Source organism: Glutamicibacter sp. NPDC055354 (genome assembly GCF_053644955.1).
In genome coordinates this window covers 1,068,943-1,093,504 of the sequence record NZ_JBSHMB010000001.1, presented here as the reverse complement: position 1 = coordinate 1,093,504, position 24,562 = coordinate 1,068,943, and the positions used below count along the sequence as shown (strand labels likewise).

Genomic DNA, 24,562 nt, shown 5'->3' with positions numbered 1-24,562 from the left:
GGCTCATAACCCGGAGGTCAGAGGTTCAAATCCTCTCCCCGCCACGAAAGTGGAAACGGAGATCCGGAAGGGTCTCCGTTTTTGGTTTAACCGGATTTCTCAGGACGGCGCCAACGGGTGAGCGTGGCCAAGCGCCAGTAGGCACATGATCGACTTCCCGATGGGGGAGCAACTAATATGTCCGCATCCACTGGGCCGAGGCGGACAGGCAGCGGACCCATGGCGTTGATTTTGTTTCGAGCCCGCCGGATGGTCCTGAAAAGTTTTCCCTTGCCCCTGGGGAGATGCCGTGGGGAGTGGGGCGATTTCCCTGCTTCACGAGCCAGGGGTCTCTTGGTGACGCAATGCACTATCCCAGGATTGGCCAAGTCATTCACTGATTGGTAATGTTGTATTTACCGACGCGGGGTGGAGCAGTTCGGTAGCTCGCCGGGCTCATAACCCGGAGGTCAGAGGTTCAAATCCTCTCCCCGCCACGAAAGTGGAAGCGGAGATCCGGAAGGGTCTCCGCTTTTGGTTTAAGCATTAATGAAGTTGGCTGGCAATGCTTTCGCACTGCCAGCCAATTGAGACAGTTCAGAGAGCAGAAAGTTTAGCTCTCCAAAGCATCGGTTTGTTTGGCCTTCAGAGCGGCCAGACGGGCTTCCACCTCGGTCTGCTCACCCAGATCTTCCAAAGACTCGAACTGGGAGTCCAGGCTTGATGCCTGCAATTCTGCAGCACCGCGAACGCGGGCTTCTTCGCGACGAACCTTTTCTTCGAAGCGACCAATTTCGCTGGACGGATCCATGATGTTCACGGACTTGATGGCTTCATTGACCTGGTTTTGAGCGTGTGCCGACTTGGAACGGGCGACCAGCTCGTCGCGCTTGCTTGCCAGTTCGGTACGCTTTTCCTTCATCATGTTCAAGCCGCTTTTGAGCTTGTCCACGATCTCGCGTTGCGAAGCGATCGTCGGCTCGGCGGTCTTCATCTCGGACTCGGCCTGCATCTGGCGCTGGATGGCGACCTTAGCCAAGTTGTCGAACTTCGAGGCATCATCGGCATTGCCTGCAACACGGAACTCTTCTGCCTTGTTGGATGCTGCCAGAGCCTTGTTGCCCCACTCGGAAGCTGCCTGCTCGTCTTCGCGGAAGTCGTCTTCCAGCATGCGCAAGTTGCCGATGGTCTGGGCAATCGCCTGCTCTGCTTCAGCAATATTGTCGTTGTAGTCGCGCACCATCTGATCCATCATTTTCTGGGGATCTTCAGCTGAGTCGAGCATTGCATTGATATTGGCCTTGGCCAACTGGGAAATGCGTCCGAAGATTGACTGCTTGATCATGGTTGGACCTTTCTGTCCGTCAAGAAAACACTATGAACTTGAAACCTTCTGGTGAAACTGGTCCGGCAAGCTAGAAGTTGCCGCCTCCTCCGCCTCCGAAGTCACCTCCTCCAAAGCCGCCTCCGCCGCCACCGAAGCCACCGAAGCCGCCCCCGCCAAAGAAACCTCCACCGTCGCCGCCATCGGAATGACCGCCATGGCCTCCGCCGCCGAGGATGGTATTGATCAGGATGCCTCCGAGCATCGCGCCACCGATGCCATCAAACATCCCGCCCCCGCGGCCACGGCCGTAGTTCCCGTAACCGCGCGAGTCGCCGAAGCCGTCGAATCCGCTAACGTCGCTTTCGGCCATCTGCGCAGCTTGGTCAGCTAGCTGAATGGCACGCTGTGCGGAACCTACAGCACGCAGCGGATCGCTGCCAGAAAGCGAGCGCGCCTCATCGAAGGTGCGCTGGGCCTCAGCAAGGCGGGTTCGAGCTGAAGAGCGGACGCCGCCGCGACGGGCACGGATGTAATCGTCGGTACCGCTGATGCGCGACGCTGCGGTGTGCAGCAACGAATCCAGTTGTGCACGGGCTGATTGTTCCTGCTGGGCCTGGTTACGCGTACTTGAAAGAGCTTCTGAAAGCGGGCGAACGGACTCATCGAGCTGGGTGATCAAAGCCAGCGGGTTGTATTTGCCGCTGCTCAGTGCTTGCTTGGTATTCGCCAGAGTGCTTTCGACACCGGCCGCGGCGCTGGAAAGGCGGGGATTTGCTCCGTTGCCCACGAAGGCGTTCGCTTGAGCCAGGTCGCGTTCGGCCAGCGCCATTGCGGACTTCAAGTCTTGCTGGGCCTGCCCCAAGGCTTCGCCAGCCTTGTTGATGGCCTTGAGCAGTACATCGGCCTGGTCGTGGGCTTCTTCCGCATTCTGGATCAAGATCGCGGCATTGGATCGGTCAGTGGCCAGTTTCTCTGATGCCTGCTTCAAGGCGGAAGAAGCAAAGGTCAGGCGCTCGGCGGCCTGGTCGGCGTTGTCCTTGATCTGCGATACTGCGCTGGCGTCATATTGGCCGGCAAGGCGTTCCAAGTCTGCCACGCGGGCCGACAGCCTCTGGTTGAGCGGTTCCTGGTTCGCCGATACCTCTGTAATGCGATCCTCGGCATTCTGCTCCAGCTGGCGCAATTGCTTGAACTCGTCGGCATGGGCCTGCAGGGAACTGTTGACCTTCTGGCAACGGTCGATGATTTCATTCAACCATGAACGCTGATCTTGCTCGGTATCGGGGATATCGTCATCCAACTGCTGCTGCAGGCGGAAAGATTCAGTCAGGTGGTTCTTGGCTTGTTCAATATCCTCCACATAGACCTGGACAGCCTGCTTGCCGTATTGTGCTTCGGCGAAGCCCAATTCTTGCTGCGAAGAACGGATCGAGTCATCTGCAGCCACCAGCAATTGGTCTGCCTGCAAACGGAGCTTGTCCAGGGGGACCAGTTGCTGCTGCGGAGCAGGGGCGCCGTACTGTCCTGGGTGTTGGCCTTGGCTCTGGCCGAGCTGCGCGCTCTTCTTCTTGCTGCGCCGTGAAAGGAAAAGGAACCCAACCACAGCAACGGCACCAATGGCCAGTACGACGGTTAGGAAACCACCGCCAGAGGATGAACCATCTGGGCTGCCTCCACCTTCAACGCTGCGCATGCCAGCGATGGCCCCCTCGACTGCACCGGCCCAGTTTTTCTCACTGAGTGCCGGGCTGATTTGGCTGCTGTAGATTTCAGTATCGGCTTTGGCAATCGGACCGCCTTCGGCGCCAGCAAAATATGCTTGGCGGGTCTCGGTTGCCACCACCAGGATGGAGTCAGCGCTGCCCAAACCCTTTTGGTTGGCAACTTCGGCAGCCCATTGATCTGCCTGGTCTGGGTTGGAGAACTCGTCGACGAATATCGCAAACAGGTTTAGTCCGGTATTGCTGCGAAGTTCCTTAATTTCGGATTCCAAACGCGCTTCGTCGGAGCCGAGCACGCCTGAAGAATCGACGACGAAGTCGCCAGGTGGAATCGTTACAGGCGATTCAGCCATCGCAGGTGCCGATAAGCCGAAAGAGGCTACCGTTGCCAATATTGCTCCAGCAATGAGCCGTCGAGCTTTCATACGCATGTCTTGTTCCCCACCTGAAATGCATCAGTCAATCTAAAATCGGGAGAATCCCGATCTGGTGATCCCCGAGATTGGGTTCACACTTATGATTGATTCTATTTGCCCTAATGAACAACGTCTACGACATTCAGCTGGCAGAATAGTTAACTCACAGCCGGTGCTCAGACACCACAATTCGATGCCACAGACCAGAGTTGGATAATAGAACTCAAGAGATTCGACAGTTCGAAAGAGGCAAGCCATGAGCCAGACACCGAATGAGCCACGTGGGAACGATGCGGGCGATTCAGCAGAGCCAGATTCAGCAGAGCCAATTAACGACACCAATAACGACCCAATTGCTTCGGCCGAACCTACGGTGCGCTACCCGCGAGTGAATCAGGCTCCAAGCGCCAGCGAGAATCCAACCAGCGTTTACCCCGCGCCGTCCGTTGACAGAACGCAGAACGCGGCCCACTCCCACGGACAGAATTCCGACGCCCAGCAAGTCCAGAGCGGCTCTCCCTACGGTTCCCCTTACGGCCTTCCGTCCAACGAGCCTGCGAATTACCCGATCCCGCCCGAGAAGCCTTCCAAGGACAAGAAGTCCTTCTCTGGCAGCACGCTCATCGCCGGAATGGTTGCCGCGGCCTTGGTAGGTGGCGTCACTGCCGCTGGCACGACCTACCTGATGAATGACGACGCGGGGTCTTCCTCGGTGAGCAGTTCGCCGCGTGAGGGCGTGGTGATCAACAACCCGGACAAGGTCACCGAAGTCACCGCGGCTGCCGCCAAGGCAAGCCCCAGCGTGGTGACCATCGAGGTTTCCGGCAACGGTTCGGGCGGTTCCGGATCGGGCATCGTCATGGACGACAAGGGCAATATTCTGACCAACACCCACGTGGTTACCCTGGGTGGCGAAGTTGCCAATCCCAAAATTTCGGTCCAGATGAACGACGGTTCAGTGCATAGTGCCACCGTGGTAGGCACAGATCCTCTATCGGACCTGGCAGTCATCAATATCCAGGCCGACGGCCTGGTGCCTGCCACCGTGGGTTCCTCGGCCGAGCTGAATGTCGGGGATACCGCTGTCGCTATCGGCGCGCCGCTGGGTCTAAGCGGCACCGTCACCGACGGCATCATTTCCACCTTGAACCGCACCATCTCCATCGCTTCTTCGGCCGTTCCGAAGGAAAGTGACCAGAGCGAGGGCGGGGATGGCAACCAATTCAACTTCCAGTTCCCGGGACAGGAACAAGAGCAGCAGCGTTCAAGCGGTTCGATCTACGTAAACGTCATCCAGACTGACGCGGCGATCAACCACGGCAACTCCGGCGGCGCATTGGTCAACGCCAATGGTGAAATCATCGGTGTCAACGTTGCTATTGCCTCGGCAGGTAACAGTGAAGAAGGCGGATCGATTGGCGTGGGCTTCGCGATCCCTATCGACTACGCAAAGCGTGTTGCCCAGGAACTGATCGATAACGGCGTGGCTACCCACGGCCTGCTCGGAGCCACGGTGACCCCGCAGGGCGCAGCTGGATCCAACCAGCAGAACGCTTCGGCGTTCTCGGTGGGTGCCCGCGTTGTTGAAATTAGCCCTGACTCGGCAGCTGATAAGGCCGGCCTGAAGTCCGGTGACGTGATCACCGGCGTCAACGGCCGTGCAGTCCAGGACTCGCAGACCGTGACCGCGGCCATCCGAGAGATTCCCGCCGGGGGAGAAGTGGAAATCAGCTACCTTCGCAATGGCAAGGAACAGACCGCAACAGCAACTGTCGGAGCGCTGTCAAATAACTAAACAAATCGTCATGATGACGCTGTGAAACAAGTGTCGCGGGCTGGTGATCGACTAGCCCGCGTCACTTGTTGATCTGAGAGCGATAAACACCCAGTGAACTGCATTGTGTCGATACGATAGACACTGAAGGAATTAGCCTGCCCCGGTGCCCCGCACCGGTGCGGGCATCGAAGCTCGTAGGAAGGCGCGAATGAGCGAGGAAAGCACCACTCCACTGAAAATAGTGGTCCTGGTCAAACACGTCCCAGATGTTCAATTTGACCGTCATATCGATTCGGGAACGCTGCGCCTTGACCGTGCAGAATCAGTACTCTCCGAACTTGACGAATACGCCGTGGAAGCTGCTGTTTCCATCGTGGAAGCCAACGGCGGATTCACCGCCGGGCATGAAGTCATCGCCGCGACCATGGGCGGCAAGGGATCGGGCAACTCCGTCAAGAAGGCCCTGCAGATGGGTGCCAGCTCAGGGCTGCATCTGAACGATGACGCCTTGGCCGGTTCCGACACCGTCGCCACGTCGAAAGCGCTTGCGGCGCTGGTTGAGCATGCCGGCAACGTGGACCTGGTTATTACCGGGATGTCCTCGACCGACGCTGAAACCTCGGTCGTTCCAGCCCAGCTCGCAGAACGGCTGGGCTTTGCGCAGCTGACTCACGCGCTGGCCGTTGAGTTCGATGCCGCACAGCGTGAACTGGCCATTAAGCGTGATCACCTGGACCGCACTTTGACCCTGAAGGCGAACCTGCCGGCAGTGCTCTCGGTCACCGACCAGGCCAACGAGCCGCGCTACCCGAATTTCAAGGCCATCATGGCTGCCAAGAAGAAGACTGTCACCGAGCTGGACCTGGCCGCTATCGGCCTGGATGCAGCCGCGGTCGGCGTCCTCGGCTCGAACACCGAAGTTATCGCAGCTGAAGCCCGCCCTGCGCGCGAAGCCGGAACGGTCATCAACGACAGCGGCCAGGCAGGTATCGCCTTGGTTGATTTCTTGGCCGAACAGAAGCTGATCTAAGGAATATTGAACATGCCTTCAGCACTAGTATTTTTCACTGAGCTTTCCGCGGCTCCCTCCAAAGCCCAGCGCGAACTGCTGACCCTGGTCTCTGGTTTCGAGAACCCGGCCGTGGCCGTTGCCAACCAAGTCAGCGACGAAGCCCAGCAGGTTCTCGCTTCCTATGGCGTGGTGAAGCTATTCACCGCCTCCGGCGATGCCCCAGTTTTCGGCCAGCACGAAATTTCTGTGCTTGACGCAGCCGTGCAGGCTACTGCCGCCGAATTGGTCTTGCTTGCTAATGACAATTTCAGCCGTGAGCTCGGTGCCCGTTTGGCTGTGCGCCGCAACGGTGCGATTATCACCGACGTCATTGGCATCAGCGGGGATCTTGTAGCTACCAAGGATGAACTGGCAGGAAGCTACAGCGTTCAGGCCAGGGCAACCAACGGCACCCTGTTTGCCACCTTGAAGCCGAACAGCATCGAAGACGCGCCAGCGGCCTCCAGCACCGCCTTGGCAGTTGAGGAATTGGCTTTGGAGAACTCCAACGATGCCAAGGTCCGGATTGCTGCGACGGAGGCGAAAGTCGCAAGTGATCGACCTGCCCTGACCGAAGCGCGCGTCGTGGTTGCTGGTGGTCGTGGTGTCAACGGAGACTTCGGCCCGGTTGAAGACCTTGCCGATGCCCTGGGAGCTGCCGTGGGCGCTTCTCGTGCAGCTACCGATGCCGGCTGGATCTCGCACGATGCGCAGATCGGCCAGACCGGTGCCACCGTCGCACCGCAGCTGTACATCTCTGCCGGCATCTCGGGAGCGATACAGCAGAAGGCCGGAATGCAGACCAGCAAGTTCATCATCGCGATCAACAAGGATGTCGACGCCCCGGTGTTCGAGATCGCAGACCTGGGTATCGTTGGTGACCTGGCCAAGGTCCTGCCGCAGGCCGCCAAAGAGATTCGACGTCGCAAGGCATGATCGATACAGCGCAATTCATTGGTGCAGGCGCCCAACGGGTCCTGGCCTTCGGCGCCCATCCCGATGATCTGGACTTTGGGGCAGCCGGGACGGTAGCGGCCCTGACCGCGGCGGGGGCAGAGGTTCAGTATTGCATCATGACTGACGGCGACGCCGGCGGTTTTGATGACCGGGATCCTGAGGAAACGGCTAAGCTGCGCCACGAAGAGCAGAAACAGGCCGCCGCCAAGGTGGGTGTGAAAACGGTCCACTTCCTTGGCGAACGCGATGGCTTCCTGGAAGCCAACCACGATGTCATGCGCAAGGTGGTCCGGCTGATGCGCCAGGTGAAGCCAACCATCGTGATTGCAATGCACCCGGAGCGCAAGTGGGATCGGATACAGGCCTCGCACCCAGACCATCTGGCCTGCGGTGAAGCGGTCACCCGTGCGATCTACCCGGCGGTGGAGAATCCGTTCTCCTACCCGGAGCTGCTGCATGGCGAAGGACTGGAAGCCTACAAGGTGCCTTGGCTCTGGTTGTGCGGGGCTCCGCAGGAACGCGAGAACGCCTATGTGGACATCACCGAATTCTTCGAGAAGAAGATGGACGCCTTGCGTTCGCACTTCACCCAGCACCCGGATGTTGCCGCCATGGAAAACTACGTTTTGCAGCAGTGCGAGGAAAACGCCGAGCGTGGCCAGCTGGGAAAGGGCAAGCTTGCCGAAGCATTCCACGCAGTTGCCGTGAACGCCCGCGACACGATAGCCGGGTTCTGAGTATCCAGGCAAAGCAGACCGGAAAAAGTTCGGGGCGAAGATCAAGAATTGATCTTCGCCCCGAACTTTTTGGCTGGCCAGAGGTGAGCTGCTAGCTCTCGTCTTCCGTTGCCTTGTCTTGAGCCAGTGGCAGGTCGACCGATGCTTCAGCATCTTCAGATGGAGCGTCAGGGATCTTGGATCCCTCAATGGTGATGTGGAGGGCAATCACATCTTCAGCTGGAGACAGCCCAGCCGCGGCATCTTCACCGGTGCTGGAAACGATCACGGAGACGCTGCCGGACTCATGCACGGCCCATGCAACGTACTGTTCCGAACCGTCCAGGGCAGGCAGCTCGGAGAGCTCGACACCCACAGCGCTTTCGGACTTCGACGAGCTGAGCACCGCTTGGCCGCCGCTCTTCAATTCGACGGTCTCGGTGACTGCATCATCGGCCTTGGATGCTTTGGACGCCTTGGTGCCTCCATTGAGCAGGGAGAAAATGACCACCGCTAGGACAACGATGATGGCAAGTCCCGTGACAGCGAAGATCCAGCGCTTAGGCTTTTTCTTGGCTGCACGTGAACTGCTGGCCACTTGGCTCACCAGATCTAGACCCAGGTTCTCGTCCTGGGGCTCGTCGCGGTGCTGAGAATAGCTACCGTTCATTGTCTTGGATTCTCCCGAAATGTAGTCGGCACAGTTCAATACCCGAAAACTGCGGGTACAGACTCGAGCCTACTTTATAAAGATTAGGTAAAGCTGTATGCGTGGCGCGGGCTGGCTGGTACTTTATGCGCCAGCGAAGCCGTGCTGGCGCCAAGCTTCGAATGCTACCACCGAAGCGGTATTGGCCAGATTCATCGATCGGCGGCCTGGAAGCATCGGCAAGCGGACCAGGTCGTTGATGCGCGGATGCTTCTTGTCTTCTGCGCTCAAGCCAACCGATTCACGGCCGAAGAGCAGGATGTCGCTGGCCTCGTAGCTGATATCCGAATAGACAGTAGTTCCTTCGGATGTGAAGGCAAAGACCCGGCCTTCTCCCAGTGCTTCAAAGGCTGCGTCAAGATTTTCATGCACCGTGACGTAAGCCAGATCGTGGTAGTCCAATCCTGCGCGACGCAGGTTGGCATCCTCGAAGTTGAAGCCTAATGGCTTGACCAAATGCAGTTCTGCGCCGGTGATGGCGGCTAGTCGGATAGCGTTGCCGGAATTACCCGGGATCTCTGGGGCATTGAAAACGATACGAAACACTCAACCAGTTTAAGCTCTCACCAACAAGAAATAGGCCATTGACCTTAGTACATCGCTTCACGTAACTGCGCCAGGGCTAGGCGATCGACGACATTCGGCGATGGGCCAGAGCCCAAGAAGAGTTTCAACTCGCGAATCAATCCCGCTGCATTGAGCACATTCGGAGTCGATGCAAGTGTTGGATCGGCATTGCGCCGGTACTCAATGACCGGGTCGTGGTGATTGCCGTTGGCAGAAAGCACCAAGGTGAACGCAACTACGTTCATCTGCATGAATTGCCGTTGCAAACCGGAGATGGAGAACTGCGGAGGCTGCGTCAGTTTATTGCCGTGGCGCAAGACATTGCCATCGAATGAATAGTAGCCATCGGGCAGAGTCATCGTATTGATCACCGCCATGCGGTAACCGGCAATCAGCACATGATCGTAGTGCCCCGACGCGGGCGAACGCAGGCCGTTGACCAAACGGGCAGCTGGCAAGATATTCAGGACGTTCTTGGAAAGCAGGCTGATGGTCTGCGCCTCGCGGATCAGCCGTGCACGGTTGGAGAACAGACCGCGTTTTCGGGGTTCTCCATGAACGCGCTGCTCACAGACTTTTCTGTCCAGCAATGTAGGAGACGTATCCGAGAACGGTGGAACATATTCGGTGGGCAACTGCGCCTTGGGCTGCTGAGGGCTCTTGCGCAGGCGCTCGTCAAAAGGACGGGCGCTGAACCCGGCGCGTGGAGCGTTGCCCGGAGACTGGAAGGTCTGCTCATAACCCAGCGGAGACGCCATCTCGCTGAGCTGCTGGAAAGCGCGCTGTACTTCTTTGAACTTTTCTTCGCTGCCACCGAGATCGGGATGGGTCGCGCGAGCGGCCCTTCGGTAAGCGACCTTGATATCTTCCATGCTCGCAGTAGGCGCGACACCAAGAATTTCGTATGGGCTTGGTGTACTCATTGAACGGAGGAATCCTCTCGGTGAAAAAGACCGGATGGCCAGTGTTCCCCAGTTTAGCGAATCCAACCCAGCAAATTCTTTGTAGAAGCGTCAAGTTGCTGGGTAATCTCTATGGTCATGAGCTCGTTTGGTCGCACCGCAGAAATCCGCGTCATCTTCCACCCCGCCTCAGGCCGAGGCCGGGGGATGCGCCTTGCCCAGCAGCTTGCCTACGCGCTTGGCAAGCTCGGGCTGGAACATGGGCTAGTTGATACTTCAAGGACGAGCGTGGAACTGGTGGGGGACCAGCTCAGAGCTTCGCGGGCGATCGTCATCATTGGCGGTGATGGGCTGATCCACCACTGCATCCAGCACGTTGCGGGAACTTCGATTCCCATCGGTGTCATCCCCGCAGGCAGCGGCAATGACTTCTGGCGCATGACAGGGGACGCGAATGCAGAAGAATCCTTGGCCAAGGTGATTGCGTTTTGCAAGCAGCCGGGAGCAACTATGCCCATTGACGTGCTGGAGCTGCGGTTTGACCAGGCCGGCAGAACACCGCGCTATGCACTGGGTGCCGTGTCCTGGGGATTTGAAGCCACCGTCAACGCGAAAGCCAACGCGTTGCCGCGGCAGCTGGGAGCACTGCGGTATATCGCCGGTTTGATCCTGTGCCTTCCCCAGCTGCGCGGATGCCCCAGTGAGGTGAGGGCCGACGGGCTGCGATTCAGCGGAAGCGTCCTGGCCGCCAGCGTCGCGAATATCAAGTCCCTTGGTGGCGGCATCAAGCTCTTCCCGCATGCTGATTTCACCGACGGTACCGCGGAATTGGCTATCGTACGCGGACCAAATATTCTGCGTGTCCTTCCGTATCTGGCAAGGATCCTCACCGGAGCGCCGCATCCATGGAAGGTCAGCGCAAACCTCACGCGGGCCCGCATCGAGACATCCCGGGACAGCTATGCTGACGGGGAATGCATGGGGGCCGGGTCCTTTGAGCTAGCTGTTATTCCCGCGGGGATCCAGCTGATTTCCTAAGTCGATAGTCGCAGAAGAGCATGCTGTCCTCTTCAAACAAGGAATGCAGCTCGAAGGCGTGGAACCCCTGCCGATCGTGAACCGCTATTCTCATGCCATCACCTGCCACAAGGACAGGGGAGTAGCTGATGCAAACCGAATCCACTGCGCCAGCCGAGGCGAACTGCCCAAAAACGTGAGGACCGCCTTCAGCGTGGATGAAGCCGTATCCCTTGGAATGCAGATATGCGATGATTTCGGTCGGATCACACCCGCCCTCGGTTTCGGAAACCTGCACGAGAGTGGCATTGGGTCCAAAGGACCGACGCTGTTCGTCGGTGACCTGAACGCTGGTGAAAAGCAGAACCGGAACCGGGGATTGGGCAAACACCGGGGCCGTTGGCTCCAGATGCAATCCTCGTGAAATGAGCGCCAGCACGGGCTGTGGCGGCAGGCCATGTTCGATACGCCACGCCATGTCCTCCGCGGACAGGAGCTGGCCTTCGTAGCCCTCGGCACGAACCGTTCCAGCACCCACCATGATCACGTCGGCAAGCCGGCGCAAGAGTGCGAAAACCCTCTGATCGCCTGGAGAGCCCAATGCTTTGGAGAGCCCATCAACCTGGGCACTTCCGTCAATGCTGCTGACGAAGTTGAAACGCACGAATGGGCGATGCTCGCTGGAATAGCGCTCAAGCAGGAACTGGTCATCAACCTGATCTGCTGGTTGGGGAAGCAGGGCACGCATCTGGGAAACTCCTTACTTGCTGACTTCGGGTTCTGGGTGAGCAGGAGGATTGATATCCCCCATGTTGTGTATCTGGTAGGCAGGCTCCCGCCACCCTTGTGCTGCTTCGAGCAGGCGTACTGTCTGCACCGATTCAGGAATATTGTGCATCCGCAATATGCGGGCACCGTTCATGGCACAGATCGTTGCTGCCACCATAGAACCAACCATGCGCTCAGCCTTCGGCAAGTTCAAGGTTTCACCGATGAAGTCCTTGTTCGAGACCGCTGCCAAGGCCGGATAGCCCAAATCAGCAAAGGCCTGGAACCCAGCGGTCAAATCCAGAGTGTGGCGGGTGTTCTTGTTCAGATCGTGCCCCGGATCAACAATGATCTTTGCCGGAGAAACACCAGCGTCCAACGCAATCTGGATTTTCTCCAGCAGATATTCGCGGATCTCGGCCACCACATCGTCGTAGCTAGGGCGCGGGTAAACGGTGCGGGGCTTGGCTAGCGAATGGGTGATCACCACATGCACGTTGTTCTTGGCTACCACCCGGGCCAAACCGGGATAGGAAAAGCCTGTGGTGTCATTGATGACATCAGCGCCGGCTTCAATGGCAGCCTGCGCCACCTGTGGATGGAAAGTGTCTGCAGAAATAATCACCGAACTGCGGCTACGCACTTGACGGATAACCGGCACAATTCGCTCTGCTTCCTCCTGCCACGGGAGCTCCGGGCCCGGAGAGAAGGGGACTCCGCCGATATCCACCCAATCAGCACCTGCCTCGACCGCACGCATGGCAGCGGCCACAGCATCATCCAAGCCAAAGGTCGACCCGGCATCGTAGAAAGAATCCGGGGTGCGGTTGATCACGGCCATCACCGCGATCCGCTGTGAGAAATCCAGGGAGCGCTGGGAGAAATCATGGACTGGAACCAAGAAATCAGGCTTGAACATGCAGGAAGGCTCCCTTAGCTGGAATCGACACGTCATCAGTTGTTCCTCTATTCATACCACCGACCACGGTTCGGAGGAGGAATCCGCCCGTTGCTCTCGCTAGGCTTGGACCATGCAGTTTTCACACCTCTCCGCAGCCCACGGGCAATGGATCGCCGCAGCTTGTGCATCAGCCGACCCCAGCACGGTAGTAGCCCAGATCCCGCATGGCTACGAACGCTACGTCCGCATCCTTCACCCAGCACTGGATGAAGATGACCAGTTGGTGCGCTGGGAGACGGTGGCACAGAGCCGCAAGCACATCATCACCGCCGCGGATCTTTTTGAAACCGTGGCCGGACTGGACGCGCAAGGCAATCCTGCGACCGAAGACGCCTGGGTAGATACCGACCTGCCGCTGGACCAGCTCCCGGAATCGCAATGGCAAGCACTAGCCGCCGAAATGGTCCGGGTTTCTGCCAAAGACCAGAAGTTCGTGGTGGGCTTGTGGGCCGGTTATGCATTTATCGAGGGCGGAGAACGCATACAGATTGAGCGCGAGCCGGATCCTGCATTGAGCGATGACGAGAACCAGCGGGTGTACGAGTTGGCGCTCGCCGAGGCGCAGAAACCTGCCTTTGGCCCCGAGATCATCCAGGCAGAACCGTTCGACCTGGGTGGCGGATACCGGAACTACCACCTGTTCGAAGCGGACGCGGAGTTCCTGGCGCAGCCCGAATGGGCGAGAACTGCCGACGGCGCCCAACGCCAGCGCCCGGCGCTGGCGTTTGCGGCGGACCATTCCTGGATGCTGTCGACTGAACCGTTTGATGATTGCACCATCCTGGGTGGTCCTGCTTCATTGATTGAGGCGGTCTTGAACAATCCGGCGCTGGAGGCCATTGAGGTTGGCCAATTCACACGGATCGGCCATTCAAACTAGGGCGCCCCACCCCGTACCATTGAAGTGTTATGAAAACTTCCGCCGTATACCTGGATCACGCGGCAACCACCGATCTGAATCCAGCAGCTCTGGCTGCCATCACCGAACAGTATTCCCGCACCGGAAACCCGTCTTCTTTGCATGGGGCCGGACGTCGCGCCAACCGTGCGGTGGATGATGCCCGCCAAGCTATCGCCATGGCCGCCGGGGCGCACTCCAGCGAATTGATCTTCACATCTGGTGGGACTGAATCGGATAACTTGGCGCTGAAGGGACTGTTCTGGAACCGCGTGGCGGCCAATGAACAGGCGCGGGCCATCGTGCTCACCGGCATTGAGCACCACGCGGTCCTGGATACGGCTACCTGGCTGCAGGACCATGAGAATGCCACCTTGCTGTGGCTCGCCGTGGATGAAGACGGTGTCGTTGATCTGCAGGCGGCCGAAAAGCTATTTGAAGAGCAGCACGAGCAGATCGCTTTGGCCACCTTGATGTGGGCCAACAATGAAGTCGGCACCGTTCAGCCGATCCGTGAATTTGCTGCCCTAGCTGGCAAGTACGGGGTCCCGGTGCATTCGGATGCGGTGCAGGCCTTTGGTGCGCTCGCGGTCGACTTCGGCTCCTCGAATCTGGCCACCATGGCGATTAGCGCGCATAAGATCGGTGGCCCGGTAGGCATCGGCGGGCTACTGGTTCGCCGCGATATTGTGCTCACCCCGGTCCAGCACGGCGGTGGACACGAACGCAAGCTGCGATCGGGAACTTTGAATGCTGCCCACGCGGCCGGCTTTGCCGCCGCGGCTACCGCGGTGCGTTCTGGATTGCGGCAGGAAGCTGCGCGGCTGAGCGAACTGCGTGAATATGCGATTGAGAAGATCACCGGCTTGATTCCGGAAGCGGTGCTGAACGGACCACGGGATCAGGGCAATGAGGGCCAGCGCCTCCCGGGCAATCTGCACTTCACCTTCCCGGAATGCGAGGGGGACTCCTTGCTATTCGGCTTGGACATGGTTGGCATCGCATCATCCACCGGTTCGGCGTGCACCGCTGGTGTTCCGCAGCCTTCGCATGTTTTGCTGGCTATGGGACGCGATGCGCGCAGCTCGCGCAGTGTGCAACGCTTCACATTGGGGCATACATCCACACGCGCCGACGTTGACGCATTATTAGAGGCTTTGCCCCAAGCGTATGCTCAGGCAAAGAAGGCTGGCATGGCAGCCGATGAAAGCAGCATCCACACGGCAGGAACAGGTTTTACACGATGAAAGTACTAGCAGCGATGTCCGGAGGCGTGGACTCGGCGGTAGCCGCGGCCCGCGCAGTTGAAGCCGGCCATGATGTGGTCGGCGTGCACCTGGCCCTGTCTCGCATGCCGGGGACCCTTCGCACCGGTTCGCGCGGTTGCTGCACCTTGGAAGACTCCAATGATGCATGGCGTGCCTGCGACAAGCTGGGCATCCCATACTACGTCTGGGACTTCTCGGACCGCTTCGCAGAAGACGTGGTGCAGGACTTCGTGGATGAATACGAAGCTGGCCGCACCCCGAATCCCTGCATGCGATGCAATGAGAAGATCAAGTTCGCTGCCTTGCTGGAAAAGGCATTGGCCCTGGGCTTCGACGCGGTATGCACCGGGCACTACGCCAAGGTGCTGCGCGATTCCGAGGGCAACCCGGAGCTGCACCGAGCCGCAGACTGGGCCAAGGACCAGTCCTACGTTTTGGGCGTGCTGACCCACGAACAGCTGGAACACTGCATGTTCCCGCTAGCCGAGACTCCCTCCAAGGCGGAAGTTCGCGCCGAAGCCGCAGCGCGCGGACTGACCGTGGCGAACAAGCCAGATAGCTATGACATCTGCTTCATTCCCGATGGCGATACCCGCGGTTGGCTGGCTGAACGCATCGAGATGAAACCAGGCGAGATCGTTGACCACGAGGGCAACCAGCTCGGTGAGCACGAAGGCGCCCAAGCCTTCACGGTTGGCCAGCGCAAGGGTCTTCGACTGGGTCGCCCGGCCGCCGACGGCAAGCCGCGCTTCGTCTTGGAAATCCGTCCGAAGGACAACAAGGTCATCGTCGGTCCAGAGGCCCTGCTGGCTGTGGACCAGCTGCGCGGCATCCGCATTTCCTGGGCTGGCCTGCCGATCGCTGAAGTTTTCAGCGGAGACAAGTTCGACTGCATGGTGCAGGTGCGCGCGCACGGCGATCCGGTCCCCGCGGTAGCTCACATGGAGCGCTCGGAAGAAGGCCGCGACGAGTTGGTTGTCAACCTTCCCGAAGGCATGCGTGGAGTCGCGCCGGGGCAGACCATGGTCGTCTACCAGGACAGCCGCGTGCTGGGCCAAGCGACCATCGATTCTGCTCGTTCCAGCGAATGGGACTCCAGCATGGTCAATTAATTAGCCATCCAAAAACCCTTGGTCCAGTTCAAGATAATGAACTGGACCAAGGGTTTCTTCGCGTCGTGATCCAAGTTAGACGAACGGCTGGTTGCAACGGACCTCGGCCGCCATCCGTTTCGGCCATGGGCGTCCGGCACGTATTCGCCCGGCATTGCCGGCGATTACCGGTGGTGTGTGGGATTCGGCCTGTCTTCAAGGGCCGCTTGGGGCTTGCTGGCTCACTGCATTGGTTCGACCCTCTTGGTCTCGCTATTGAAGTGGGCTGCCGACCCTGTTGCGCCACCGGATGTCCTGGCTTCCAATGCGCTCGCTGCGGTCTTCTCGAGAATGCTCACCAGCGATAGCTGGGCGGATAGGGGTGCATCGGCCAGAACAACGGATCATTCCAGTCGGCAGAACCAATTCGTACCAATCCGGAAGGCCTCAACGAGCTAGATGCCCGAGGGGCTCGGGTGGCAGTACTCAAGGCCTTCGCAAGCTCCGGCCGACGGCCGGTGCGTGGACCCTGCACTGGACGATGCTGGACTCTGTCTGGTTGCGCGCTGCTTGCATTCCCGCGGTGGAAATGACGCACAGGGGGATGAACCGAGTGAAGAGCACGAGCTTGCGCGACAGCGAAGGGTGCCGGACCAATATCGGTCCGGCACCCTTCGCCATTGTGTTGTCGTCAGCTTCTAGCCTTCGTCGACGATGCCGAACATATGAGCTGAAATATCTTGGTACTCCGCGCGGGTCTTGCCCTTTTCCAGCTTCGGAAGCTGTGCAGGGGAGTGGGTGTGGCAGTGCACGAAATCGAAGGCAGGCCACCACTTCTTGGGACGTTCGTACTCGCTGAAGCCGCAGACTTCGCAGACCAGATGAATCCACACAGGGCGTTTGCCGGTACGGTTGGCGCGCGACTGCTCCAACCAAGCTGGTGGATTGGTGTTCAGCTCACGGAATTCAGCCTCGCTCATTTTGGAAGGAATGCCGTGGCGCTTGGCCATTTCTACTGGGATATCCAACGCGATTGCCGCGTCTCTACGAGTCATCATTGACATCTAGCTTATGCCATCTAGCCAAAAGGCCGGAAGGAATCCCCGCGCATCTCACCGTTGAGCAAGGAGCGGTATGGGCTGAGGCACAAAAAGCGGGCGTCGAGACCGCGCTTTTGCCTGTTTCCGCCGCCCCCATTCGTATTTTGTGCCTTGCATCACTTAGGATATGTGAAGCATGTGCTAATCATCACAGCCCATGCATGTACCTAGACGAAGGATGACTCATGGCTCGCAAGAAGAACGGGCTGCGACTCGCAGCAGCCGTTGTGGGTATCTCTGCCCTGGCACTGACCGGCTGCACCCAAGCCGCAGACAGCGGCAATGAAGAGGGCGGCAATGGCGAAGCCAGCGCCCCAATCACCCTGGGCACCACCGACAAAGTGACCTCCCTGGACCCTGCCGGATCTTACGACAACGGTTCGTTCATGGTCATGAACCAGATTTACCCGTTCCTGCTCAATTCCGAGCCGGGCAGCCCGGACCCATCGATGAGCCTTGCCGAGTCCGCGGAGTTCACTACCCCGACTGAATACACGGTCAAGCTGAAGCCGGGCTTGAAGTGGGCCAACGGCCACGATCTTGACTCCAAGGACGTCAAGTTCACCTTCGACCGCCAGCTGAAGATCGCGGACCCTAACGGCCCATCCTCGTTGCTGGGCAACGTTGAATCCATCGAGGCTCCTGACGCCACCACGGTGGTCTTCAAGCTGAAGGTCGGCAATGACCAGACCTTCCCGCAGGTGCTGACCTCCCCGGTCGGCCCGATCGTCGATGATGAAGTGTTCTCCGCAGACGCAGTCATGGACGACCAGAAGATCGTTGAGGCCAAGGCCTTCGGCGGCCAGTACGTCATTGATTCGTACAACAAGAACAACCTGATCTCCTTCAGTGCCAACGAGTCCTACCAGGGCGTTCTGGGCCCTGCAGCCAACGACAAGGCAGCGATCAAGTACTACGCGGACGCCAATAACCTGAAGCTCGAAGTCCAAGAAGGCAAGATCGACGTCGCATGGCGTTCGCTGACCCCAACCGACATCGAAGACCTGGGCAAGGATGAGAATCTGGCGGTCCACAAGGGACCGGGTGGCGAGCTGCGCTACATCGTCTTCAACTTCGATTCCATGCCATACGGTGCCAAGACCGATGATGCTGATGAAGCGAAGTCACTGGCCGTACGCCAGGCCGCGGCGCACCTTGTGGACCGCGAGGCCATCGCGAAGAACGTCTACAAGGACACCTACACCCCGGCTTACTCGTACGTGCCGCAAGGCTTCACCGGCGCCACCGAGCCGCTGAAGGACATGTACGGCACCGACGGCAAGCCGGATGCTGCCAAGGCCAAGAAGGTTCTGGAAGATGCCGGAGTGAAGACCCCGGTCAAGCTCGCGCTGCAGTACAACCCGGATCACTACGGCCCGAACTCCGGTGACGAATACGCACTGGTTGAAAAGCAGCTTGAAGCTGATGGCCTGTTCGAAGTGGATTTGAAGTCCACCGAATGGGTGACCTACCAGAAGCAGCGCGTCACGGATTACCCGGCCTACCAGCTGGGCTGGTTCCCGGACTACTCGGATGCCGACAACTACCTCTCGCCGTTCTTTGCCAAGGAGAACTTCCTTTCGAACAACTACGACAACCCCGAGGTTGACAAGTTGATCTCCGATCAGCGAGGAATGGTCGACGCGGCGGAGCGCACCAAGGCCATCGAAGAACTGCAGACGATGGTGGCTGAGGACTTGTCCACGCTTCCACTGCTGCAGGGTGCCCAGGTGGCCATTGCAGGCAAGGACGTCAAGGACGTTGACAAGACCTTGGACGCATCGTTCAAGTTCCGTCTCGGTGTGCTGAGCAAGTAATTCGGCTCTCGCCTCGCAGACACCAAACCTGAGGGGATCTGCCACGCGCCAACCCTTGGCGCGCGCGGTGGATCCCCTTGGCATGCGCCGTCATTGACCGCTCAAGGCGGCGCATTGCCACGCATCCTGAACCATAAGGACAGACGATGACTATCACGTCGCCACCGGGCCAAGAAGCAAGCCCGCTAGCAACACCCAAACCAGCAAAGCAAAAAGGCGGAGGATTCCTCCGCTACTTGATTACCCGATTCTTGCTGATCATTCCCACTGTCTTCATCCTCATCACAGTGGTCTTCTTCCTCATGCGCGTGACCGGCGACCCGATCACCGCAGCCCTGGGCGGACGGCTCACCCCGGACCAGCTGGCCCAGCGCATCCATGAAGCCGGATACGACCGGCCGATCCTGATCCAGTACTTCGAGTACCTGGGCCAGATCTTCACCGGCGATCTGGGCCGCACCATGAGCGATAACCGGGCGGTCACCGAGGTGCTGGCCACCTACGGCGCGGCAACTTTGGAACTGGCCATCAACGCGGTCCTTGTCGCACTGCTGGTCGGCATCCCGCTGGGCCTGGTTGCCGCGAAGTTCCGCGACCGCTACCCGGATGCCGTCCTGCGCATCCTTGCAATCCTCTCCTACGCCACCCCGGTGTTCTTCGCCGGCTTGCTGCTCAAGCTGGTCTTCGGCGTATGGCTAGGCTGGCTGCCGATCAGCGGCCGTGCCGACTGGCAGACCGAGCTTGAACTGACCGGCCTGCAGAGCCCATCGGGCATTTACTGGCTCGATGCGCTGCGCAGCGGCAATAGCGCTGCCTTCTGGAATGTCACCGAGCATGCGATCCTGCCAGCCCTGGCACTGGGCCTGCTCACCGGCGGCGTGTTCCTGCGCCTGGTGCGCACCAACGCAATTGGCACGCTGGGCCGCGAATACGTGGAAGCCGGCCGTTCGCGCGGCGTCAGCGAATTCCGCCTCACCACCAAGCACGCCTACCGTCCGGCGCTGATTCCGATTATCACTGTCATGGGCCTGCAGATTGCCATGCTGCTCGGTGGAGCAGTGCTGACCGAGACCACCTTCGAATGGTCGGGATTGGGCTTCAAGCTCGCCGAATACCTCACCGCCCGCGACTTCGTGGCTGTGCAGGGCATCGTGGTGCTGCTGGCCATTATCGTCGCCGTCACCAACTTCATCGTTGACGTGCTGGCCGCCTTGATCGACCCGAGAGTCAGGTACTAATCATGAGTACAGCTACCTTGCCGGCTTCGAACAAGTCCTGGCTGGACCGGCTCCCGGTCATCTCCCACCTGCGCATGTCCTCGGGCCTGCAGCGGGGCATGCTGGTTGCCGGTCTGGCGCTCTCCGGCCTGTTCATCGTTACCGCCCTGTTCGCGCCGCTGATTGCGCCTTTCGATTTCGCGCAGTCTTCGGATGCATCCGGGGACTTCCCGCGCCAGGCGGCTCCGGACAGCAAATTCATCTGGGGCACCACCGCCACCGGCTATGACGTGTTCTCGCGGACCCTCTTCGGTGCGCAGACGGCCATCTGGGTGATCCTGGCGGCCGTGGTCATGTCCCTGTTCCTGGGCGTATTGCTGGGCTTGATCTCCGGCTACCTCGGCGGCTGGTTCGACCGCATCGCCGTGGTGTTGGCCGATGCAATCTACGCGTTCCCATCCTTGCTGCTGGCCATCGTGATGTCCATCGTGATTTCCCAGGGCCAGTCTTCGCTCTTCGGCGGCGTGATGGCAGCGGCCATCTCCATCACCGTGGTGTTCATCCCGCAGTACTTCCGCGTGGTCCGCGCCGAAGTGATGCGGCTGAAGGCGGAACCCTTCGTGGAATCCGCACAGGTGATCGGCGCCAGTCCATGGCGAGTGATGTTCGCGCACCTGCTGCGCAACGCCACCCGCACCTTGCCGCTGATCTTCACGCTGAATGCCACCGAGGCATTGCTGACCCTGGCGGGCCTGGGCTTCCTGGGCTTCGGCATCGAACCGACCAGTGCTTCGGAATGGGGCTACGACCTGAACCGCGCGATGTCAGATGCCACTAGCGGAATCTGGTGGACCGGCCTGTTCCCGGGCTTGGCCATCGTGCTCACCGTGATGGGCTTGACCCTGGTTGGCGAGTCCATGAATGACCTCAATGACCCGCGCCTGCGCCGCTTCAGCCGCAAGAAGGCCAAGCGCATCACCCAGTCCGGACAGGTAGGAGCAAGCCAATGACCAACAGTCCTCTCCTCGACTCCGAGGCCAACATCGGCACACCCGCTGTCTTGCGCATCGAAGACCTGAACATTGATTTCGTCACGGACGCCGGCGCAGTGCCGGCAGTGCGCGGCGTTGATTTGCAAGTCAGGGCCGGCGAGATCCTGGCCATCGTGGGCGAATCCGGATCCGGCAAGTCCGTCACCGCACGCACCGCCCTGGGCATCCTGGCTGAGAACGGTGCCTCGCACGGCGGGGTCTACCTCAAAGGCAAGAACATGCTCACCCTGCGCGGCCGCGAGCTGCGCGCGGCTCGCGGCCGGGATGTGGCCATGGTCTTCCAGGAACCATCCACGGCACTGAACCCGGTGTACACCGTGGGGTGGCAGATCATGGAGGGCATCCGCGCGCACAACAGGATTTCCAAGAAGGAAGCCAGGACGCGCGCCATCGAGGCGATGCGCCAGGTCGGCATCCCGGATCCAGAGCAGCGCGTGGACTACTACCCGCACCAGTTCTCCGGTGGCCAGAAGCAGCGCGTGGTCATCGCCGCGGCGCTGGCCCTGAAGCCGGAACTGATTGTGGCAGATGAGCCAACCACCGCATTGGACGTCACGGTGCAGGCTGAAATTCTCCAGCTGCTGCGCGACCTGCGTGATCAGCTGGGTACCGCCATCGTCATCATCACCCACAATATGGGGGTGGTAGCCGATATCGCCGACCGCGTGATCGTGATGAACCAGGGGCAGATCGTTGAGCAAGCACCATCGATCCAGCTCTTCGAAGCACCGCAAGAGGACTACACCAAGTCCCTGCTGGCTGCCGTGCCGCACCTGGGGCGCGAAAGCGCCTCGGAGGGACTAGTCGAACGTCCGAACCAGGATGCTGAATTGCTGGTGGAAGCCAAGGGCCTGAAGGTGCATTTCCCGGGACGCCTCGGGGCCCCGGGCTTCACCGCGGTCGATGAGGTGGATCTGAAGATCCACGCCGGCGAAGTCTACGGACTGGTGGGCGAGTCCGGTTCGGGGAAAACCACCATCGGACGCAGCATCGCGGGATTGAACCGCATCACCGGTGGCTCGCTGAAGGTGCTGGGCTACGAGATGGCCCACTTCAAGGAACGCACCTTCAAGCCGCTGCGTGAGCAGATCGGCTTCGTGTTCCAGGATCCAGCGGCAAGCTTCAATCCGCACTTGACCGTAGGCGAATGCGTGGCCGAGCCACTGGCCGTGCACCGTGATCTGAACCCGCTGCAGACCCGCAACAAGGTGGCCGAACTGCTTGAGGCCGTGCAGCTTCCAGCCGGTTTTGCCAACCGCTACCCGCACGAACTCTCCGGCGGCCAGCGCCAGCGCGCGTCGCTGGCCCGCGCACTGGCCTTGGAGCCGAAGCTGCTGATTGCCGATGAGCCAACCAGCGCACTGGACGTTTCGGTGCAGGCCAAGGTGCTGGAGCTGTTCCGCGAATTGCAGACCGAACTGGGCTTCGCAGCCCTGTTCGTCTCGCATGATCTGGCAGTGGTGGACCAGCTGGCTACCTGGGTGGGCGTCCTGTTCCGGGGCACCTTGCTGGAAGAAGGCTTGGGCTCCAAGGTCCTGGCCAACCCGCAGCATGAATACACCCAGCGCCTGATCGCCTCGCTTCCGGTTCCGGACCCGCGCGAACAGGCGCAGCGACGCAAACTGATTGAACAGCTGAACGCCTCCTGAGCAGCTGGCAATCAAGGAACAACGGGCATGCCCCGGGCACGGTCAGGCACCGTGTCCGGGGCATGTCACCTTGTGGGTAATCCGTCATGCGAACCCGTAAACTGGTGATCATGAACGAGCCGAAGAACACTGAGACCACCCAGTCATTCGACCCGCACGCCAGCTCGTTGCAGGGCGAGGTCCAGAATGAAGTCCTCGAAGAGCTGTACGCCATCCGCGGTAGCATCGACAACTTCGATGCGCAGCTGGTTTTCCTGTTGGCTGAACGCTTCAAGGCGACCCAGCGCGTAGGGGTCCTGAAGGCCGAGCACCAGTTGCCGCCGAGCGACCCTAGCCGCGAGAAGGCGCAGATCGAGCGCCTGCGCGCCCTGGCCCACGAAGCGCATCTTGATCCAGAATTCGCCGAAAAATTCCTGAATTTCGTGATCTCTGAAGTCATCCGCCACCACCAGAACATTTCTGACTCGCACAACAATGACTGAGCAGGAACACGAGGCCGCTGAACGCCGCGATGTTCACGCCACCGCTTTCTGCCAGTTCCCGGGCAGCGACCCGTCGGCCATCCACGAAGTGGTGCGCGGGGAATTGGGAGAACCCAACCTCGCGGTCTTCCCGCAGCTGCCGGATCGTGGCGTCGGCGCCGATGCGGTAGGGCGCAGCGCCACCTTGCTGGCAGACCTCGGCTTCGATCTGCAGCCGCACGGCTGGAGGATCGGTGCCAAGGACGGTATCGATGCCCGTCGTGCCCGCAGCATCCTGCGCAGTGACGAGAATCTGCTAGCTGATGTACTCGGCGCGGAAGCGAAACCTGCCCAGCGCCTCAAGCTCACCTTGCTCGGTCCGTGGACCTTGGCCGCCAGCCTGTACCTGTCGAACGGGGAGCGGGTGATCAGCGATCATGGGGCGCGCCGCGACATCATCGAGTCCTACGCCCACGGCGCACGCGAGCATCTGGACCGACTGGCCCGCATTACCTCGCTGGCGGACTTCACTATCCAGATTGATGAGCCGCTGCTGGGCGACGTGCTCGACGGCACAATCAGTACCGCCAGCGGATACCGGACCCTGCGCTCGATCCCACGCGCCGAAGTGCGAAGCGCCTATGCGCAGTTCTTCAAGGTGCTCGCTGGCGGGGCCGAAGGCCAACGGGTCACCTCGCTGCTGAATCTGCCTACCCAGGATGAACACTGGATTGAACGGGTGGATCTGCTGCACCAAGCCGGTGCCGGCGCGCTGGTCATCGACCCTGCAGGCTTGACGCACCGCAAGTGGGAGCGGGTAGCGGGACTTGTCGAAGGCGGGGGCCGCGTCTTCTTGCAGGTGCTCGCCCCCGGAACCCGGGCACCAGGTGTTGTTGAAGGGGTGAACTCCATTCTTCGTCCTTGGCGTCAGCTGGGCTTGGGCTTGGGGCAGCTAGGTGCACTAACCCTGATGCCGCGTGGAGACTTCTCGCGCAGCAGCTCGGCGCAGGCCATCGAGAACCTGCGACGGCTGGCCAGTTATGCCCAAGCGTTGGAGCAGACACGCGTCGATGCGTAGCTAACTGCCTGATTTCTGCCGGTCACAGCCCGAAAAGGGCGGTTGATCATGTATCTTAGGAAT

General features: G+C 59.9%; 22 protein-coding genes and 1 tRNA gene. 15 read left to right on the top strand and 8 right to left on the bottom strand.

The window, feature by feature from the left end; all coding sequences use genetic code 11:
* Window positions 1-402: 402 nt before the first annotated feature.
* Window positions 403-476 (top strand) — tRNA-Met (locus tag ACWICV_RS05010).
* Between the two features lie 116 nt (window positions 477-592).
* Here ACWICV_RS05010 and ACWICV_RS05005 read toward each other — a convergent pair.
* Both ACWICV_RS05005 and ACWICV_RS05000 read right to left on the bottom strand, forming a co-directional pair.
* Window positions 593-1,324 (bottom strand): PspA/IM30 family protein, encoded by a 732-nt coding sequence (locus ACWICV_RS05005; protein WP_105656844.1) that lies wholly within the window; start codon window positions 1,322-1,324, stop codon window positions 593-595.
* Window positions 1,325-1,394: 70 nt separating this feature from the next.
* Entirely contained in the window at window positions 1,395-3,380 is a 1,986-nt protein-coding gene (locus ACWICV_RS05000) for a TPM domain-containing protein (protein WP_400288324.1), read from the bottom strand.
* 319 nt (window positions 3,381-3,699) lie between these two features.
* On the opposite strand from ACWICV_RS05000, the gene ACWICV_RS04995 reads away from it, so the two are divergent.
* The 4 genes from ACWICV_RS04995 to ACWICV_RS04980 all read left to right on the top strand — a co-directional run bounded on the left by ACWICV_RS04995 (window position 3,700) and on the right by ACWICV_RS04980 (window position 7,965).
* A complete protein-coding gene (locus ACWICV_RS04995) occupies window positions 3,700-5,238 on the top strand; it encodes a S1C family serine protease (RefSeq protein WP_400288322.1) in 1,539 nt (512 codons plus the stop codon).
* A gap of 190 nt (window positions 5,239-5,428) precedes the next feature.
* Window positions 5,429-6,250 (top strand): electron transfer flavoprotein subunit beta/FixA family protein, encoded by an 822-nt coding sequence (locus ACWICV_RS04990; protein WP_400288321.1) that lies wholly within the window; start codon window positions 5,429-5,431, stop codon window positions 6,248-6,250.
* Window positions 6,251-6,262: 12 nt separating this feature from the next.
* Entirely contained in the window at window positions 6,263-7,207 is a 945-nt protein-coding gene (locus ACWICV_RS04985) for an electron transfer flavoprotein subunit alpha/FixB family protein (protein ID WP_400288319.1), read from the top strand.
* Entirely contained in the window at window positions 7,204-7,965 is a 762-nt protein-coding gene (locus tag ACWICV_RS04980) for a PIG-L deacetylase family protein (RefSeq protein WP_105661499.1), read from the top strand. The genes ACWICV_RS04985 and ACWICV_RS04980 overlap by 4 nt, the downstream gene beginning before the upstream one ends.
* A 91-nt stretch (window positions 7,966-8,056) precedes the next feature.
* Here the strand turns inward: ACWICV_RS04980 and ACWICV_RS04975 are convergent, their stop codons facing one another.
* From ACWICV_RS04975 to ACWICV_RS04965, 3 genes are all read right to left on the bottom strand, one after another.
* Window positions 8,057-8,614: a hypothetical protein gene (locus ACWICV_RS04975; protein ID WP_400288317.1), complete on the bottom strand. Its 558-nt coding sequence runs from the start codon at window positions 8,612-8,614 to the stop codon at window positions 8,057-8,059.
* A 123-nt stretch (window positions 8,615-8,737) separates the two neighbouring features.
* A complete protein-coding gene (locus tag ACWICV_RS04970) occupies window positions 8,738-9,199 on the bottom strand; it encodes a tRNA (cytidine(34)-2'-O)-methyltransferase (protein ID WP_105656838.1) in 462 nt (153 codons plus the stop codon).
* A gap of 44 nt (window positions 9,200-9,243) precedes the next feature.
* Window positions 9,244-10,143 (bottom strand): J domain-containing protein, encoded by a 900-nt coding sequence (locus ACWICV_RS04965; protein WP_454090658.1) that lies wholly within the window; start codon window positions 10,141-10,143, stop codon window positions 9,244-9,246.
* Between the two features lie 117 nt (window positions 10,144-10,260).
* On the opposite strand from ACWICV_RS04965, the gene ACWICV_RS04960 reads away from it, so the two are divergent.
* Entirely contained in the window at window positions 10,261-11,160 is a 900-nt protein-coding gene (locus ACWICV_RS04960; RefSeq protein ID WP_400288315.1) for a diacylglycerol/lipid kinase family protein, read from the top strand.
* On the opposite strand, the gene ACWICV_RS04955 is transcribed toward ACWICV_RS04960, so the two are convergent.
* Together ACWICV_RS04955 and folP are read right to left on the bottom strand one after the other, a co-directional pair.
* Complete coding sequence (locus tag ACWICV_RS04955) at window positions 11,129-11,887, bottom strand: pyrimidine reductase family protein (protein WP_105661497.1); 759 nt, start codon at window positions 11,885-11,887, stop codon at window positions 11,129-11,131. The genes ACWICV_RS04960 and ACWICV_RS04955 overlap by 32 nt on opposite strands.
* Before the next feature lie 12 nt (window positions 11,888-11,899).
* On the bottom strand, window positions 11,900-12,826 hold the full coding sequence (gene folP / locus ACWICV_RS04950) for a dihydropteroate synthase (RefSeq protein WP_400288313.1): 927 nt from the start codon (window positions 12,824-12,826) through the stop codon (window positions 11,900-11,902).
* Between the two features lie 112 nt (window positions 12,827-12,938).
* Between folP and ACWICV_RS04945 the strand changes: the two genes are divergently transcribed.
* Genes ACWICV_RS04945 through mnmA form a run of 3 tightly spaced genes read left to right on the top strand, consistent with a single transcriptional unit; the run spans window position 12,939 to window position 16,146 of the window.
* Window positions 12,939-13,748 carry a hypothetical protein gene (locus ACWICV_RS04945; RefSeq protein ID WP_400288311.1) on the top strand — a complete coding sequence of 270 codons (810 nt, stop codon included), beginning with the start codon at window positions 12,939-12,941 and terminating at the stop codon, window positions 13,746-13,748.
* A gap of 29 nt (window positions 13,749-13,777) precedes the next feature.
* Window positions 13,778-15,013 (top strand): cysteine desulfurase family protein, encoded by a 1,236-nt coding sequence (locus ACWICV_RS04940; protein WP_454090659.1) that lies wholly within the window; start codon window positions 13,778-13,780, stop codon window positions 15,011-15,013.
* Window positions 15,010-16,146, top strand: coding sequence for a tRNA 2-thiouridine(34) synthase MnmA (gene mnmA, locus ACWICV_RS04935; protein WP_332730890.1), 1,137 nt, complete (start codon window positions 15,010-15,012; stop codon window positions 16,144-16,146). The genes ACWICV_RS04940 and mnmA overlap by 4 nt, the downstream gene beginning before the upstream one ends.
* Before the next feature lie 677 nt (window positions 16,147-16,823).
* On the opposite strand, the gene ACWICV_RS04930 is transcribed toward mnmA, so the two are convergent.
* Window positions 16,824-17,183, bottom strand: coding sequence for a hypothetical protein (locus tag ACWICV_RS04930; protein ID WP_402470775.1), 360 nt, complete (start codon window positions 17,181-17,183; stop codon window positions 16,824-16,826).
* A 227-nt stretch (window positions 17,184-17,410) separates the two neighbouring features.
* Here ACWICV_RS04930 and ACWICV_RS04925 point away from each other — a divergent pair, with 227 nt between their 5' ends.
* The 6 genes from ACWICV_RS04925 (at window position 17,411) to ACWICV_RS04900 (ending at window position 24,499) form a co-directional block, all read left to right on the top strand.
* The gene (locus ACWICV_RS04925) at window positions 17,411-19,042 is read left to right on the top strand and encodes an ABC transporter substrate-binding protein (protein WP_332498154.1); all 1,632 of its coding nucleotides are present in this window, start codon (window positions 17,411-17,413) and stop codon (window positions 19,040-19,042) included.
* Between the two features lie 146 nt (window positions 19,043-19,188).
* Entirely contained in the window at window positions 19,189-20,280 is a 1,092-nt protein-coding gene (locus tag ACWICV_RS04920; RefSeq protein ID WP_105656828.1) for an ABC transporter permease, read from the top strand.
* Between the two features lie 2 nt (window positions 20,281-20,282).
* Window positions 20,283-21,269: an ABC transporter permease gene (locus ACWICV_RS04915; protein ID WP_400288306.1), complete on the top strand. Its 987-nt coding sequence runs from the start codon at window positions 20,283-20,285 to the stop codon at window positions 21,267-21,269.
* Window positions 21,266-22,960 carry an ABC transporter ATP-binding protein gene (locus ACWICV_RS04910; protein WP_332498152.1) on the top strand — a complete coding sequence of 565 codons (1,695 nt, stop codon included), beginning with the start codon at window positions 21,266-21,268 and terminating at the stop codon, window positions 22,958-22,960. The genes ACWICV_RS04915 and ACWICV_RS04910 overlap by 4 nt, the downstream gene beginning before the upstream one ends.
* A gap of 110 nt (window positions 22,961-23,070) precedes the next feature.
* Complete coding sequence (locus ACWICV_RS04905) at window positions 23,071-23,442, top strand: chorismate mutase (RefSeq protein WP_105656864.1); 372 nt, start codon at window positions 23,071-23,073, stop codon at window positions 23,440-23,442.
* On the top strand, window positions 23,435-24,499 hold the full coding sequence (locus ACWICV_RS04900) for a hypothetical protein (protein ID WP_454090660.1): 1,065 nt from the start codon (window positions 23,435-23,437) through the stop codon (window positions 24,497-24,499). Before ACWICV_RS04905 ends, ACWICV_RS04900 begins: the two co-directional genes overlap by 8 nt.
* Window positions 24,500-24,562 lie beyond the last annotated feature (63 nt).